Below are 15778 nucleotides of genomic sequence, written 5' to 3'. Positions count from 1 at the left end.
GCTGTGGGAGTGGGAGGAAGGTCCCTGTGAGTCTTTCGGGTTCCGCGTCGTCCTCGGAGTCGGCGCTGCGCGTGGTGTGGGTCTACCCCGACCTGCTGAGCACCTACGGCGACCGGGGCAACATGCTGGTGGTCGAACGCCGCGCCCTCCAGCGCGGCGTGCGCGTCGAGCGCGTCGAGGTGCGCTCGGACCAGCCGGTGCCGGTCTCCGGCGACATCTACCTCATCGGCGGCGGCGAGGACCGGCCGCAGCGCCTGGCCGCCGAGCGGCTGCGCGCCGACCGCGGCCTGGTGCGTGCCGCCCACGGCGGGGCGGTGGTGCTGTCGGTCTGCGCCGGCTTCCAGATCCTCGGCCACGAGTTCGTCAACGACCTGGGCGAGCGGGAGGCCGGCCTCGGGCTGCTCGACGTGGTCAGCGTCCGCGGCACCGGTCAGCGCTGCGTGGGCGACGTGCTCGCCGACGCCGACGAGTCCCTGGGCCTGCCGGTGCTCACCGGCTTCGAGAACCACCAGGGCGTCACCCGGCTCGGCAGCGGCGTACGCCCGCTCGGGCACGTCCGCGCCGGCTTCGGCAACGGCGAGAACAGCGGCGTCGAAGGCGCCTGGCAGGGCGACATCTTCGGCACCTACCTGCACGGCCCGGTCCTCGCCCGGAACCCGCTGCTGGCCGACGTGCTGCTCAAGCGCGCCTGGAACGTGGCCGACCTCGCGCCCGTCGACGACCGCTGGTACGAGGAGCTGCGGTCCGAGCGCATCGCGGCGGTGGGCAGGCCGTCATGACGGGCGAGGGCGGCGCCGGGCACGGCGGGCACGGCGGGACGGGACCGGCCCCCTTCACCTGGGACCGGGCCCTGGACCTCGGCGGCGACGGCCTGTTCCTCGCCGGCTGCCTGGTGGCGGCCGCGCTCTACGCCTGGGGCGTGGCCCGCATGTGGCGCGCGGGCGACGGCTGGCCGGTGGGCCGCTGCGCGGCGTTCGCCGCCGGGCTGCTGTGCGTCCTCGCGGTCACCGTCACCGGGCTGCACGACTACGGCATGGTGCTGTTCAGCGTCCACATGGTGCAGCACATGGTGCTCAGCATGCTCGCCCCCATCCTGCTGCTGCTCGGCGCCCCCGTCACCCTGATCCTGCGCGGCCTGCCGCGCTCCGGCGCTGGCGGCGCGCTGCGCGGCGCGGTGGCGCGGGCCGTGCGCAGCCGCCCCGCCCGGGTGGTGACCTCGCCGGCGTTCGCCATCCCCCTCTTCGTCGCGAGCCTGTACGGCCTGTACTTCACGCCCCTGTTCGACACCCTGATGGAGACGCAGGCCGGGCACCGGTTCATGATGCTCCACTTCCTCCTGGTCGGCCTGCTGTTCTTCTGGCCGGTGATGGGCGTCGACCCCGGGCCGCACCGCGTGAGCTTCCCGATGCGGCTGTTGGGCCTGTTCGCCACCATGCCCTTCCACGCCTTCTTCGGCATCGCGCTGATGATGTCGTCCGAGCCCGTGGTGGATACCTTCGCCTCCCCGGCCGCCTCGCTGTCGGTGAACGCGGTGGACGACCAGTCGGCGGCGGGCGGCATCGCGTGGGCGTTCAGCGAGGTGCCCACGGTGGTGGTCCTCGTGGTCCTGGTCGTGCAGTGGTACGTGGCCGACCAGCGCGTGGCCCGCCGCCGCGACCGCGTCGCGGAGCGGGACGGCGAGCGGGAGCTTGCGGCGTACAACGCGCTGCTGCGGCGCCTGGATTCGCGCGGCGCCTGAGGCGAGGCGTTCCGTGCGGCCTTCTGTGCGGACTCGTTGACCCTCGTTGGGTCGGCTCCTAGCGGCCACCCGCCACCGGCCACCGGCGCGGCGGACGACGCCATTCCGCTGGCCGTCGGCGGCATCCAGGGCGTCAACTGGGCCGGCCGACGACGAAGTCGTGCCCTCGGGCCTGTCCACCTCCGACAGCCACGCCGTGTGGGACCGCATCACCACCGCCTACGCCGGCAACTCCCGGGTCCACTTCGAGCCGTTGAACGAACCCCTCTCCAGGGCTCCGGCACGGGCCTCGGCCTCCAGGTGACCAACGCCGGCGGCCTGGACCGCACCCCGGTCATCCGGCCGGGAGTGCCCTTCCGCGCGGCGGCGCACAGCCCGGACACTGGCGCCATGCTGTTCGAACGCCGCCGCGTGACCCGCCTGCCGACCCCCGAGGAGGCCCCGGCGGGCCGCGCGGAGCCCGACTACGCCGTCCCCGAACGGCACCTCGTGCTCGGCACCCCGCTCCTCGGCCCCTACCCCGGGCACCTGGAGACCGCCGACTTCGCCCTGGGCTGCTTCTGGGGCGCCGAGCGCCGCTACTGGCAGACGACGGGCGTGTGGACGACCGTCGCCGGCTACCAGGGCGGCCACACCCCCTGGCCGGTCGGCGACGAGATCCGCTCCGGCCTGACCGGGCACGCCGAGACGGTCCGCGTCGTGTTCGACCCCGAGCGGGTGCCCTACCGGCGGCTGCTGCGCCTGTTCTGGGAGTCCCACGACCCGACGCAGGGCTTCCGGCAGGGCAACGACGTGGGCACGCACGTGCGGTCGCTGCTGTTCACGCACACGCCCGCCCAGCGGGAGGCCGCCGAGGACACGCGGGAGCGCTACCAGCGGGCGCTGACCGCCGCCGGCCACGGCCGGATCACCACCGAGGTCCACGCCGCCGCGGGGTTCCCCTTCTACCCCGCGAGCGCGCTCAACCAGCAGTACCTCGCCAGAAACCCCGCCGGCTACTGCGGCCTGGGCGGCACCGGCGTCCTCGCGGACGTCGGGCGGGCGTGGCCGCGGTGACCGGGCGCCGGGCGCCGCGCACTACGCGAGGTCCAGGTCGATGTAGTCGATGGCGTTGATGGCCACGTCCAGACCCTGGGCGCGGCGGCCGTGGTCGCGGAAGTACGCCTGCCCCAGCCCGCCCGCGAGGATGCCGCGCAGTTGCTGCTCGCCGGCCCCGGCCTGGTAGGCGGCGAGCAGCGCGGCGGTGGTGGCCGGGTCGACGGCCTCGGTGATGCGCCGCATCCGCGGGTCGTCCGTCGACCCCGGTGCCGCGGTGAACCCGAACCGCGCCCGCGTCTCGACGGTGATGCCGGCCCGCGCGGCGCGGTGGATCGTGCGCTGCCGCACCCTCGGCTGCCACGCCTTGCGGGCCTCGCGCTCCAGGGCGGCGGCCAGGCGCGGCGTGGGGCGGTGGGCCTGCCCGGCGAGGTAGCGCTCGACCTGCCGCTGGGAGCAGCCCAGGCGGGCGGCGACGGCCCGCGTCGAGCCGCGCTCGGCCCGCAGCAGCACCCGGATCCGCGCGACGGGCGCCTTCGGCAGCGGGCGGGTCTGGGTGGCCTGCAACGCCGCCTCGATGCCGTCCTGGAGCTCGCCCACCGCTAGTCCCCCTGCCCTTCTGTGGTGGTGTCCTTGATGTGGCGGGCGGGGTTGGCGCCCTGTTCCATCAGGTCGATGGCCCACCACGTCGGCCGGATGCCCTCCTGCTTGACCATGCCGGGGCTCACCCCCAGCCGGAAGGTCCCGGGGACGGGCGCGCCGTCCGGCCGGCGGGGCAGGAGGTCGAGCGGGGAGGGTCCGGGGGAGGGGTAGACCACGCAGTCCGACAGCACGGCCAGCGGGTAGCGCCCGGCGGCCGCCATCTTCGCCATCTTGCGGTGCATGTTGGTGCGGGCGGCGGCGATGACGGCGGCGCGGATGTCGGGCCGCCAGGTGGGGCGTTCCAGCGCCGGCCAGCGGTCGCCGGGCCGGTAGCGGGCGCCCTGCGGGCGTTCCCGCAGCTTCCCGATGCCGCCCTTGACCGTCGCCTTGATCGCCGACAGGACCGGGGCCATCGCCGGGTCGGCGTCCCGGTGGGCGGCCATCGCCGCCAGGAACGCCGCGCCGTCCAGGTCGCGGCTGACGCCGAGGTCGGCCATCGTCGCCAGGTAGGCGTCCCGCAGCCGCGCGTACCAGGGGTCCAGGTAGGGCCCGGCCTCTGGCCGGATCCATGCTTCCAGCGGGTGGATGTCGTAGCCGAGCTCGGCGGCGTAGGCGACGGTCGGCGTGGCGTACCAGGCCGGGCCCGCCGGGCGTTCGCCGCTGGGGGTGAAGGGGCTGGGCAGGCGGGGGTCGAGCTCGACGTGGGAGAGGTCGACGTACCAGCAGCCGGGCAGCTTGCGGTCGAAGCGGGGCCCGTCGGTGTGCACGGGCTCGCCCAGGCCGACCGTGAGGCGGTTGGCGGCGGCGAGGAACGCGGCGTTGACGTCGAGGCCGACCACGTGCGGCAGCCGGGCTTCCTCCCCGGCCAGCAGGTCCAGGTCGCGCACCCACTCGTACGCCTCCTCGTCCAGCACCTGGCCGGGGGCGCGGCCGCGGGCCACGGGGTGCTCGTCCGGTGCCTCGGGCGGCGCGGGGTCGACCGGCGCCGCCAGCGAGCCGGGGACCGGCCCGGGGGCCCAGCCGCCGCCCGCGTCCCGGACCGGGCGGGTCGGGGGGCGCAGCGCCGTCATGAGCTCCAGCCCGCACACCGCGGCCGAGCCGCGGGGCGTCAGCACGCGGGCGGCGTAGGCGCCCAGCACCCGGGCGAGTTCGGCCGGGGGCAGCCCGGCGGCGTTCCCCCACGCGCGGGCGTCCAGCGCGTCCCACGGCAGCACGGCCAGCTGCACGCACTGCCGCCGGCCGCCCTCGACGGGCCGGTAGATCCGTGCCCACGGGCCGAAGCCGCGGCGCGTCAACTGCCAGCCCGCTGCGGCCAGGCCGGTGATGGCGGGGTGGTCCCCGGGCAGCCGCAGCCCCCGCCGGTCGGCCAGCTCGGCGGGCAGCCCCAGGCGTTCGACGGCACGGGCGGTCAGCACCACCAGCGGGTCGGCGTCGCGGCCGTGCCGGTGCAGCCGCTCCTGGCCCAGGCCCGCCGCGAGCGCCCACGCGACGAGATCGGGGAGGGCCGCGGCCGGGCAGTCCGCGGTGCGGCCGTCGGCCAGGTACGCGACGCCGTTCCCGTCGCCGTCGCCGTCGCCGTCGCCGTCCACGACCGCCAGCGGCCCGGCCGGGAACCGCGCGTCCGTCCCCGGCCCGGGCGCGGCGGGCCGGCGCGCGGGGGAGGGGCCGGGCGTCCGCGCGTCGTTGCCCTGGGGTGCGGGTGCGGGTGCGGGCGCCCGCACGCCGGCACCGCCGCCGGAGGCCGGCGCCTGGACCGCGCGGCCGCCGCTGTCCGGCCGCGCCTCGTGCGCGGGCGCCGGGTAGCGGGCGGCGAGGCCCTCCAGGAGACGGGCGTACGCCGCGCGCCGCTGCTTCGTCGGCTCGGTGCCGTCGCCCTCCCGCTCCCAGGCGGCGACCGTGCCGGCCGTCACGCCGAGCGCCCTCGCGACGTCGGCCCGGGACAGGCCGGCGGCGGTGCGCAGCCGCTTCCGCTCGCCCGGGCCGGGCAGCGGCGCGGCCTGCTCCAGCAGCGCGTCCACCGCGGCGAACACGTCCCGCGCGTCCCGCGCGTCGTCTCCCACGGCCGTCACCTCCCTCGGACACGCGGCTGCCGGATCGGATGCCGAGCGAGCATAACCGGTGCCGTCGCCGTCACCGGGCCGGGCCGAGGGCGGCGATGAGGTCCTCGTGGATCTCGAGCCAGACCCGGTGGCAGGAGTCCCGGTCGTTCGCCGTCACCCAGCCGGATCGGCGCCCGCCCTCTCCAAGGCGCCGGCGAACCGTCAGCAGGACCTCCGCGGGAGCCGCGTCCGCCGTGGTCCCCTTCCCGGGCCGCCTCGATCACGACCTGGTCGGCTCCGGTCACGGGATGGCGGGTGAACAGCACCCCGGCCGCGTCGGGCCGCACCATCGCCTGCACGATCACCGGGACCGTCGTGACGGCCGGCCGCCCGGTCCTCGCCGCGTACGTGCCGGGCCCGGCGGCCGCGCCCGAGCGTGCGCTGCGGGTGACGGCCCGGATCGCCTCCCCGGCGCCCGTGACGGCGAGTACCGAGGTCAGCTGCCCGGCGATCGACGCCTCCGCGCCGTCCTCGGCGCGGGCGGACGACCGCACCGCGAACGGCCCCGGGCCGAGCCGGCGCAGCGCCGGCCCGATCGCCCGCGCCCAGCCGTCGCCGCCGAGCGGGTCGGCCACCACGAACCCGTCGGGCACCCTGAACCCAGCCCTCAGCAGCCGGCCGAGGTTGCGGGCCTTGGCGCCGCACCGCTCGGACGCGTCCCTCAGGGGCACCAGCACGTCGCCCTGCCCCTCCGGGCCCGGGCCGCCGACCCGGCCGAGAACCCGGTTGCCGCAGCCCCGCCTCCACGACGCCCGGGTCCGCGCCGTCGGCGTTCCGGCAGGCCCACACGGCGAACCGCACGAGGTCCGTGTCCGACGAGGGCCGTCCCGGACGCTCCCACGGCCGCCGCGCGAGCCGGGACGCGCCTGCCTCGTTCACGGCGGCACGGGCCCGGTCCAGTCCGGCCGCGCGCGCCTGGTCGTTGGTGGTCACCCGGCCACCTCACGCCATCAACAGGCTGTTGTCACCATGATGTTGATACGGCGGCCGGTCCCGGGAACCCCTACGCCTTCGGTTCGCTGAGCACGAACACGGGGATCTCGCGGCTGGTGCGCTTCTGGTACCCCGTGTACGGCGGGAATGCCGCGACGTTGTGCGAGATGGTCGAACCAGTGGGACCCGCACGGCAGCCGACGCTGGATCGGCCGATGACGGGCCCGAGACTGAGGCGGGTGTCGTCCGGGCCGGTGTGTGTGCGGAGGGTGCGGCGTCGGCGTCGGCGTCGGCGGCGTGGCGGGGGTGCCGGTCGGTCAGGCGGCTAGCAGGGCGTTCGCGCGGGCGAGGATCGTGGTCAGGACGCTGCCGGCGGTGGCCAGGTCTTGCTGCGGCACGTCGCCCCACAGACGCTGGGTGATCTGCGTGATCGAGGCGCGGATCTCGCGCCACAGCGCCGCGCCGTGCCCGGTCGCCTCGACGGTGCCCTGCGGTGTGCTCTGCACGAGGTGCGCGGCGGCGAGTTCGGCGATGCGCTCGCGCGCGGCCGCGTCGTCGATCTTCAGCGAGTCGGCGACGCGCTCGGCGAGCGCCTCTTCGGTGAGGGACCCCTCGCTGAGGATGGTGAGGGTGAGGGTCACCCACTGGGGTTCGGTGATGCCGGTCCCGTCCAGCTGCCGTTCCAGGATGGCGTTGAGTGCCTTCTCGGTCTGGCCGATGATCTGCGTGCCGAAGAGGGCTGGGGCGGTGGCGGACATGCGGTCTCCTGTGAGCGTGATCGGGAAGGAAGACGATCGAGCGGTGGCGGCGGTCCGAGGGCACGGCCGCGCCGGACGCGGTTCGCGACGGCGTGTTCCTTGGGTGCATCGTCGGGCACGGGGCGTTCGTCAGGGGCACGACGCCGCCGGATTTGTTCGGTCCACTAATGTTGGATACGCCAACTAATCTAATCCGTTAGCGGCACTAACACAAGAGGGTACGATCGGCGGCATGAGCACCAGCACGCCCGGTACGGCGCGCCCGCCCGGCCGGCAGGCCACCGCCGCGCGGCTGCGGAACCTGCGCACCCGGCTTCTGTCCCAGGCCGCGATCCACGCCGATCGCCTGGTGAACGAGGAACTGGGCCGCGCGGACGCCCGTAAGTGGCACTACGCCGTGCTCGCCACGCTGGAGGAGTTCGGCCCCGCCAGCCAGGCGGAGCTGAGCTGCCGCACGGGCATCTACCGCAGCGACCTCGTCGCCGTGATCAACGAGCTGGCCGGTCGCGGACACGTGGAACGCTCACCCAACCCCGCCGACCGCCGCCGGAACGTCATCACCCTCACCCAGCAGGGCCACCGGCACCTCCTCGGCCTCGACACGCTGCTCGCCGAGGCGGAAGACCAGGTGCTCGCGCCGCTCTCCCCGCCGGAACGCGAGCTACTGGCCCGGCTTCTGGCCGCCCTCGTGGACCACCACGGCCACGCCAGATGATCACGCCGCGGCCGTCCCGACCAGGCCCGCGGTGCGCGAGTGGGCCCTTCGCCAGGCCGAGGGCGACGACGGCGATCGCGACGGCTTGACCAGCAGCGAACGCCAGGAGCCGTCCACGCTTCGGCGGGAGAACCGGCCAGAGCGAGCCCCTGCCCGTCTGGCTCGACGCTGTCCGGCTGTCCGGCAGGAGACCGCCCAGCCTGCACACCCTCGCCGCCGGCATCGACCGCCACCGGGACGCCGCAATCGCGTCCTCCCCGCGCGCTGGGTCCTCCACTCCTGATCTCCGGCCCGGTCTCCCGGTTCCACAGCCCAAACGTCAACGCCGTCACCTAGCGTGCACGGGCCACAAAGCCTGAGCCAGAACCTCTGTTTCGAAAAGCACCAAACGGCCTTGCATGCGTGCGTGCGTGCGTCAGGCAGGCAGGGCGGCCAGCCATTCGGTGAGGATCTGGTTGACCTCGACGGGGCGTTCTTGCTGGATGAAGTGGCCACAGTCGTCCAGGAGGTGGGAGGAGACCAGCCCGGGCAGCGTGGCGGGGTAGGCGTTGATCGCGTCGGCCAGCCACGTGGTGGAGGCGTCCAGGCGGCCGCCGATGAACACCGACGGCTGGGTGACGGGGGCGCCGTCGAAGACGGCGAGGTCTTCCCAGTCGCGATCCATGTTCCGGTACCGATTCAGCGCCGCGGTCAGGCCGGTTCGCTCGAACTCCTCGGCGTAGACGTCCAGGTCGCCGTCGTCGAGCCAGGCGGGAAGCCTGCCGGCGGGGAACCGGTCACGCAGCATCCCGCCCCTGCTGACGAAGTGCGGGTCCGGAGCCCCCGGCCCGGGCATGGTGTCGCCGGACAGCGCCGCGTAGAAGCCTGCGAGCCAGCCCCGCACGTCGGGTTCGATCTCGGCCTCGGCGCGGCCTGGCTGCTGGAAGTAGGAGACGTAGAACTCCTCGTCCCCGCCCATCTGTGCGAAGACCTCGCTGGGCCGCGGTCCGCCGCGTGGTGTGTAGGGAACGCTGAGCAGCCCCACTGCGCGGAAGACCTCCGGTCTGAGCAGGGCGGAGTTGGCGGCGATGGTCGCGCCCCAGTCGTGGCCGATGATCACCGCCGACTCCTCGCCCAGGGCATGCACCACCTCGGCGTTGTCCTCCACCAGGTCGAGCATCCGGTAGGTGCCCGTGTCAGCGGGCTTGGAGGAGCGGCCGTAGCCGCGGACGTCAAGGGCGACCGCGCGATATCCGGCCGCGGCCAGAACCGGCAGCTGGCGGCGCCAGGAGTACCAGGACTCGGGGAAACCGTGCACGAGCAGCACCAGCGGCCCGCTTCCCTGCTCCACCAGGTGGATCCGGCCAGCCGATGAGGAGACCAGGCGGTGCGTGACGTCCGTGACGTGCAGTGGCATGAGTCCTCCGGATCCATCGGCCTGCGTGTGCCACGACCGCCGTCGAGCCGCCGTGCCTTGAGCTCAGTGCCGAGCATGCTGCGGGCACTGCTGTGCGGACGAGCCTTGTTGCCATGTCAGCAAATCGCTCGGCTCTGGCGGTGCTCCGGTGCTCCGGTGCTCCGGTGATGGGATCCGTGCCTCGTCCTCCTCAGGGGACGTGATGCCACGCCTTGGTGAGGTGTGGTTCGTGGAGCGGTGAGGCGGGCCCCTCATCACGTGCGCCTTCACAGCCCACCGCCGCCAGCCACCGCCCAGGGCCACCCGGTCCGGCAGGAACGGCAAGCAGGCCACACAAAGCGCTCCGGCAAGGCACAAGACACCACCCAACCCGCGCCACCCGGGACCCAGCAGGGGGGGGTCGCCCGGCGTGCCACAGCGCTGTGCGGCGCCGCACGGCGTGACGCGGTCGGTGTGGGCTCGGCCCGGGGCGCCTTGTTGCGATGAGTTCCGGCCGGGTGGCGAGTCTGTTCTGGTGACCGTCGTTTGACCGTCGTGGACGGTCGTTTCGACGCTGCCCGGTACGAGAGACCACGGAGGACACCATGACGACCACGCCGGATGATCCGACCACCGCGCTGCCCGGCCGCCCGCCCGTGGTCGACCTGGCCACCTGGCAGGCGGCCCGTGACGAGTTGCTGGTCCGCGAGAAGGCCCACACCCGTGAGGGTGACGCCATCGCCGCGGCCCGCCGCCGGCTGCCGATGGTGGAGTTCGACGGGAGGGTCGAGGTCGTCGGAGGCGACGGCCCGGTCCCGTTCCTGGACCTGTTCCAGGGTCGCGACGAGCTCGTGGTCTACCAGCACATGTGGTACGACGGCGCACCGCATCAGGGGCAGTGCGAGGGCTGTACCACCACGGCCTGGCACCTGAAGGACGCCGTGTACCTCAACGCCCGCGGCGTCTCGTTCGCCGTCCTGACCACGGGCCGGTGGGAGGAGGTGGCCTCCCACGTCGCGTTCATGGGCTACACCCAGCCCTGGTACTCGGTGCGCGGTGTGGACGCGCCGGTCGGCGGCAGCATGGGTTACCTCACCTGCTTCCTGCGAGACGGCGACCGCGTGTTCCTCACCTACTCCACGACGGGCCGTGGCAACGAGCGGGTCAACGGGTCCCTCGGCCTCCTCGACATGACGCCCTACGGCCGCGGCGAGGCGTGGGAGGACAATCCCGAGGGCTGGCCCGAGGGGCACAGCCCGTGCTGGTACTGGCGCTCGGACGCCGAGGAGAACACCACCTGGGGCCCGGCCAGCCGCCCCGTGCCGCAGTGGACCCGCCCCGGCGCGACCCCCGTGGAGACCCTCGGCCGGCACGGCCACCACCACTGACGCTGCTTCGTCGGCGGCGTCGGCACCAGGTGTCAGGTACCGGGCGGGACTCCGGGCGATGCGGCTGCCTGCTCGCGCGTTCGACCGGCCGGTGGGCGGCTCGCCCGCCGGCTCGCCCGTCGGTGCCGCTGTTGCCAGCGGCGGGAGGCACCGAAGACTTGTCTCTCATGCGGGTCTCAAGGGTGGGCCGCTGGTGAAACAAGCTGGGGAGAAACCGAAGATCACGAAGTCCTGATCCTGACCCAGACGTCTTCGACTGTTCTGCCTGCGACCTAGAGGTTGAAGACGAGTTCCTGTGGGGGGAGCTCGAGGAACTGGCGTTCAACGTCGTCCTCGATCCCGCCGACGTCTGGGAACCAGACGAGGAGCCGCCTGAAGGCTGGGAGCCAGATGAAGACTGATCCAGAGGCCGCTGACCGCCGACACGCGCCATTGCGCAGACGACCTCGGCCCGCTCCTGGAGAAGCGGGCCGAGGACAAGGGCGGCGCAGTCACCGCCTGAGCACATAGGGCACTCCTTCTGAGGGCCGGTGCCCGGGAGGTGCGCCGCCTCGTACTCGCCCGCTACCCGATCGGTGGCCGATAGAGCGGACGGCGAGAAGGCAAGGCGCGCAGGGTGCCGACCCCCGCTGGGTGGTGGTTGGTGTGGGGTTTTCGGTGGGTTCGGCGTTCGGTTTCAGGGTGTGGGTGGTGGGGGTTGCTGCTGGTGGGCGTCTTGTGTGGGCGGGGCCGCTGAAGGGCTACGCGCCGGGGTGGTGTTGAAGCTTGTTACCGAATCCGGTGAAGTTCTGGCGCCGATCGTTATGTCCAGACGGCGTTCTTGAATCGTACGGGGCCGGGTTTTCCGTCGTTGGTGTGGCGTTGCACGGAGTGCGGGTTGGTCGGTGTGTGGGTGGCGCAGTGTGAGGGGTGAGGGCGCTGGCCGGAGTGCCTGTGACGGGTGTGGGACTGCCGGGGGAGCGGTGTCGGACGAAAATGGACTCATCGGGTTCTGGGCTGGGACGCGCGCGGGCGCGTGGTCGTGGATCGCGTTGTGGGGCACGGTGCGCGGTCTCCCACGCCCGGGTGGGGGTTGGCGGTGGTTGTTCGTGGTGGGTGGGCGGGCTGCGCGGCGGGTTCTGGTGGTTTGTTCGCGTTTCTTGCCGCGCGGGCGCGGGCGGGCGTGCCCGCCGTCACGGGTGCGTTCCGGGTCGTCGTCGGGTTCCGGGCTGTCAGACACGTCCGCGGCGGACCACGACACGCACGGCTTCCTCGAAGGCGCGGACGGCGGCGCCATGGGTTGTTGGACGACTCTCTGCGTGACCACGTAGGTGGGGGTTCGCGACGTTCTGGGTGAACATGATTGATGATCTTGTTGGGCAGTTTCGTCCTGCTTCGTGTGCGACGACACGGTGAACACGAAGCGGACGGAGGTGCTGGGTTGCTGATCGTCGACGCCGACGTGTTCGTGGTCGAGCGGCAGCTGCGGGACGGCCGGTTGCGGTGTCCCTTGTGTTCAGCGGTGCTGGGGCCGTGGGGGCATGGCCGGCCGCGGGTGGTGCGGGGCGAGCGGGGAGCGAAGCTATTGCTCCGGCCTCGTCGGGCGAGGTGCCGGGGCTGCGGGGTGACGCAGGTGCTGCTGGCCCAGACGGTGGTGCCCAGGCGGGCGGACGCGGTGGCGGTGATCGGGGCGGGGCTGGAGATAGCGGCCAGCGGGATGGGGCACCGGCCGATCGCCGAGAGGTTGGGGCGGACGGAGAGCACGGTGCGGGGCTGGCTGCGTGCCTTTCGGTCCAGGGCGGAGGAGGTGCGGCGGTTCTTCACCGTCGCCCAGGTTGCGCTTGCTGTTGATCCGGATCCGCCGCGGCCTGCGGGCTCGGCGGTGGGTGACGCTGTGTTCGCGGTGATGGCCGCCGCCGAGGCCGCGGCGGCCAGGTGGCCGGGCATCTTCACCGTGTCGCGGTGGGAGTTCGCCTGCCGCTGTCTTCACGGCGGGCTGCTGACCTGTGTGTCTTCCGGGCGATGAGCAACACGAGTTGCCTCTGGGCAGGGGCGGGAGGCTGCCGTTAAGTCTTGATCGTCTGTCCGCGATGGTCGCGGACGGTGATCGAGGCGAGGTGAGGTGCCCGTATGGCTTCGCTGGAGGAAGAGGACCGCCGCCGGGCGGAGAAGGCCCGGCAGGTGGCGTTGTTCCGGTATTCGCTGATTCAGGATCTGCTCGATCCGACGCTCTCGACCCGCCAGCGCGGGGCGTTGTGCCGTCGGATCGCCGCGGCCGAGCACACCGATCCGTTCGGCCGGCAGGTCCGCGTCTCGCGCAACACCCTTGACCGGTGGGCGCGTTACTACCGCACCGGCGGGTTCGCCGCGCTGGTGCCCGAGCCGCGCAAGGCGGTCCCCCGGACGCCACCGGAGGTGCTTGAACTGGCGGTCGCGCTGAAGAAGGAGAAGCCGGAGCGGACCGCCGCGCAGGTCCGCCGGATCCTGCGGCAGACCCAAGGCTGGTCGCCGACCGACCGCACGCTGCAGCGGCACTTCGCCGAGGCCGGGCTGAACGTCCCGCCCGCGACCCAGACGGGCACCTTCGGCCGGTTCGAGGCCACGCGGGCGAACGAGTTGTGGACCGGGGACGCCCTGCACGGGCCGAAGATCGCCGGCCGCAAGACGTATCTCTTCGCGTTCATCGACGATCACTCCCGGGCGATCGTCGGGCACCGGTTCGGCTACTCCGAGGACACCGTCCGCCTGGCCGCCGCTCTGCGGCCGGCTCTGGCCGCCCGGGGCGTCCCGGAGAGCATCTACGTGGACAACGGCTCGGCGTTCGTGGACACCTGGCTGCTGCGGGCCTGCGCCTCTTTGGCCATCCGGCTGACCCACTCCCGCCCCGGACGCCCCCAAGGACGCGGGAAAATCGAACGCTTCTTTCGAACGGTGCGGGATCAGTTCCTCGTCGAGCTCGACGACGCCGCCACCGAGCGGATCGCCTCCCTGGCCGAACTGAACCGGCTGTTCACCGCCTGGGTGGAGACGGTCTATCACCGCACCGTGCACTCCGAGACCACCCAGGCGCCGATCGAACGGTGGCTGGCCTCCATCCCCAGACCGCTGCCGCTGCCCTCCCCAGCCGACCTGCGCGAGGCGTTTCTCTGGTCGGAGACACGCACGGTGACCAAGACCGCGACGGTCTCGCTGCACGGCAACACCTACCAGGTCGACCCCGCCCTGGCGCGGATGAAGGTCGAGCTGGTCTTCGACCCCTTCGACCTGGCCGACATCGAAGTCCGCCACCGCGGCCGGACCCTGGGCAAGGCCGTCGCCCACACCGTCGGCCGCCACACCCACCCCAAAGCCACCGCCGAGATCCCCGCCCAGCCCAAGCCCGACACCGGCATCGACTACCTGAGGATCCTGGGCGCCGAACACGACGCCCGCACCGCCCACGGCATCAACTACGCGTCCCTGCTGGAAGACCACACCCGGGAGAATCACCCGTGATCGAACGCGTCCAGGGCTTCTACGGCTTCACCCGCACCCTGTTCGGCCGCAACCTCGCCCCCTCCATGCTCCACCGCCACGGCGCACACGCCGAAGCCGCCGCCCGCATCGTGTGGTGCATCAACAACCGCGCACTCGGCGTCATCACCGGCGAGGTCGGCGCCGGCAAGACCTTCGCCCTGCGGGCCGCCGTCGCTTCCCTCGACCCCGCCCGGCACACCGTGATCTACCTGCCGAACCCGGCCGTCGGCATGCGCGGCCTCTACGACCTGATCGTCACCAGCCTGGGCGGCACCCCGAGATTCCACTCCGCCAGCCTGACCGCCCAGGCCACCGAGGCCCTCGCCGCCGAGGTCGACGAACGCGGACGCACCCCCGTCATCGTCATCGACGAATCTCACCTCCTGGGCCACCACGAACTCGACGCCATCCGCATGCTCACCAACTGCGAGATGGACTCCAACACCCCCTTCGCCGTCCTCCTCATCGGACAGCCCACCCTGCGGAAGAAGATGAAACTCGGCGTCCTGGCCGCCCTCGACCAGCGCATCGGCCTGCGCTACCAGATGCCCGCCATGACCAAGCAGGAGACCGACAGCTACATCAAGCACCACCTCACCATCGCCGGCCGCTCCGACCCCCTCTTCTCCGACGACGCCGTCGACCTCATCCACGCCACCAGCCGCGGCCTGCCCCGCTCGTTCAACAACCTCGCCTGGCAGTCCCTCGTCGCCGCCTTCACCGAGGAGAAGTCCATGGTGGACGAGTCCTCCACTCGAGCCGGCATCGCCGAAAGCGTCGCGACAGACTGACGACCAGCCCTGCCGGTCACGCGGCAGCGGCCCGCAGATCCTCAGCCGTCAGCAACGACACCAGGCGGATGCCCTCGGCCGCGAGGGCATCCGCACCACCCTGCTCGCGATCGATCACGCACAAAGCCTCATGAACCTCAGCCCCCAAACCCCGCAAGTCCACCGTCGACAGCACGATCTGTCCACCACTGGTGACCACATCCTCAACGACCAGCACCCGCCGGCCCGAGATCTCGGCGCCCTCGGCGAGACGGCAGGTGCCATATGCCTTGGCCTGCTTGCGCACGAACGCGCAGGGCAGCCCCGTGTGTCGGCCGAGCGCGGTCACCACCGGGATACCGCCCATCTCCAAGCCGGCCAGCACCTCCGTGCCGGACGGCACCAGCGGCGCCATCCGCTGGGCAATCTCGTCCAGCAGAACGGGATCGGCCTCGAACCGGTACTTATCGAAGTACTCCGTGGCGCTACGTCCGGACCGAAGCGTGAACGTCCCCGTCAGATGAGAGACGGCATGGATACGGCGAGCAAGATCAAGATGAGTCACAGGCATCCAGTCTTCCAGCCACCCCGCTCCCTGCACCAAGCCAGGCCCACGAGGCCCACCTCCCTACCGACACCGTGAACATAAAGCCGACACCGTGAACACCAAGACCCCCGCAGCCTCACGGCCGCTGGGGTCTTCAGAGGGCGGTTCGTGTGTTTTTAGGCAGTTCTGTCGTCACCTGAGGGTGTGGGCGTGGGCGGGAATCCGCTGATCCGGGCCGGGTGGTCTGTTGGGGTGGCGGGGTGAGTGAACGCAGGCCGTACCC

Annotated in this window: 15 protein-coding genes; 9 read left to right on the top strand and 6 right to left on the bottom strand. The window is 72.8% G+C overall.

All coding sequences use genetic code 11. The features are described from left to right. The first annotated feature begins 26 nt into the window (after positions 1-26). The 4 genes from ACTWQH_RS08395 to msrA all read left to right on the top strand — a co-directional run bounded on the left by ACTWQH_RS08395 (position 27) and on the right by msrA (position 2794). Positions 27-779, top strand: coding sequence for a type 1 glutamine amidotransferase (locus ACTWQH_RS08395; protein WP_443285743.1), 753 nt, complete (start codon positions 27-29; stop codon positions 777-779). Next, positions 776-1738: a cytochrome c oxidase assembly protein gene (locus tag ACTWQH_RS08390; RefSeq protein ID WP_443285742.1), complete on the top strand. Its 963-nt coding sequence runs from the start codon at positions 776-778 to the stop codon at positions 1736-1738. Before ACTWQH_RS08395 ends, ACTWQH_RS08390 begins: the two co-directional genes overlap by 4 nt. Positions 1739-1898: 160 nt before the next feature. Further along, positions 1899-2042, top strand: coding sequence for a hypothetical protein (locus ACTWQH_RS08385; RefSeq protein WP_443285741.1), 144 nt, complete (start codon positions 1899-1901; stop codon positions 2040-2042). A gap of 86 nt (positions 2043-2128) precedes the next feature. Further along, complete coding sequence (gene msrA / locus ACTWQH_RS08380) at positions 2129-2794, top strand: peptide-methionine (S)-S-oxide reductase MsrA (RefSeq protein ID WP_443285838.1); 666 nt, start codon at positions 2129-2131, stop codon at positions 2792-2794. A 21-nt stretch (positions 2795-2815) separates the two neighbouring features. On the opposite strand, the gene tpg is transcribed toward msrA, so the two are convergent. From tpg to ACTWQH_RS08360, 4 genes are all read right to left on the bottom strand, one after another. Next, positions 2816-3373, bottom strand: a complete 558-nt coding sequence (tpg, locus tag ACTWQH_RS08375) for a telomere-protecting terminal protein Tpg (protein WP_443285740.1) — start codon at positions 3371-3373, stop codon at positions 2816-2818. A 2-nt stretch (positions 3374-3375) separates the two neighbouring features. Beyond that, on the bottom strand, positions 3376-5475 hold the full coding sequence (tap, locus tag ACTWQH_RS08370; protein WP_443285739.1) for a telomere-associated protein Tap: 2100 nt from the start codon (positions 5473-5475) through the stop codon (positions 3376-3378). A 5-nt stretch (positions 5476-5480) separates the two neighbouring features. Next, positions 5481-6191 carry a PEP/pyruvate-binding domain-containing protein gene (locus tag ACTWQH_RS08365; RefSeq protein WP_443285738.1) on the bottom strand — a complete coding sequence of 237 codons (711 nt, stop codon included), beginning with the start codon at positions 6189-6191 and terminating at the stop codon, positions 5481-5483. Positions 6192-6764: 573 nt separating this feature from the next. Beyond that, positions 6765-7205, bottom strand: coding sequence for a hypothetical protein (locus tag ACTWQH_RS08360; RefSeq protein ID WP_443285737.1), 441 nt, complete (start codon positions 7203-7205; stop codon positions 6765-6767). Positions 7206-7437: 232 nt separating this feature from the next. Between ACTWQH_RS08360 and ACTWQH_RS08355 the strand changes: the two genes are divergently transcribed. After that, the gene (locus ACTWQH_RS08355; RefSeq protein ID WP_443285736.1) at positions 7438-7920 is read left to right on the top strand and encodes a MarR family winged helix-turn-helix transcriptional regulator; all 483 of its coding nucleotides are present in this window, start codon (positions 7438-7440) and stop codon (positions 7918-7920) included. Between the two features lie 415 nt (positions 7921-8335). Here the strand turns inward: ACTWQH_RS08355 and ACTWQH_RS08350 are convergent, their stop codons facing one another. Then, positions 8336-9316: an alpha/beta fold hydrolase gene (locus ACTWQH_RS08350; protein WP_443285735.1), complete on the bottom strand. Its 981-nt coding sequence runs from the start codon at positions 9314-9316 to the stop codon at positions 8336-8338. A 584-nt stretch (positions 9317-9900) separates the two neighbouring features. Between ACTWQH_RS08350 and ACTWQH_RS08345 the strand changes: the two genes are divergently transcribed. From ACTWQH_RS08345 to ACTWQH_RS08330, 4 genes are all read left to right on the top strand, one after another. Next, the gene (locus ACTWQH_RS08345) at positions 9901-10683 is read left to right on the top strand and encodes a DUF899 family protein (protein WP_443285734.1); all 783 of its coding nucleotides are present in this window, start codon (positions 9901-9903) and stop codon (positions 10681-10683) included. 1603 nt (positions 10684-12286) lie between these two features. Next, the gene (locus ACTWQH_RS08340) at positions 12287-12688 is read left to right on the top strand and encodes a helix-turn-helix domain-containing protein (RefSeq protein ID WP_443285733.1); all 402 of its coding nucleotides are present in this window, start codon (positions 12287-12289) and stop codon (positions 12686-12688) included. A 104-nt stretch (positions 12689-12792) separates the two neighbouring features. Then, positions 12793-14157, top strand: a complete 1365-nt coding sequence (locus tag ACTWQH_RS08335; protein ID WP_443285732.1) for a DDE-type integrase/transposase/recombinase — start codon at positions 12793-12795, stop codon at positions 14155-14157. Next, the gene (locus tag ACTWQH_RS08330; RefSeq protein WP_443285731.1) at positions 14154-14969 is read left to right on the top strand and encodes an ExeA family protein; all 816 of its coding nucleotides are present in this window, start codon (positions 14154-14156) and stop codon (positions 14967-14969) included. The genes ACTWQH_RS08335 and ACTWQH_RS08330 overlap by 4 nt, the downstream gene beginning before the upstream one ends. Before the next feature lie 16 nt (positions 14970-14985). On the opposite strand, the gene pyrE is transcribed toward ACTWQH_RS08330, so the two are convergent. Next, positions 14986-15519, bottom strand: coding sequence for an orotate phosphoribosyltransferase (pyrE, locus tag ACTWQH_RS08325; RefSeq protein ID WP_443285730.1), 534 nt, complete (start codon positions 15517-15519; stop codon positions 14986-14988). Between the last annotated feature and the right edge of the window lie 259 nt (positions 15520-15778).

It is taken from the genome of Streptomyces sp. 6N223 (assembly GCF_052246635.1).
In the GTDB taxonomy this organism is placed as follows: Bacteria; Actinomycetota; Actinomycetes; order Streptomycetales; family Streptomycetaceae; genus Streptomyces.
The sequence above is the reverse complement of the archived record's forward strand: the minus strand, read 5'-3'. Positions and strand labels throughout refer to the sequence as shown.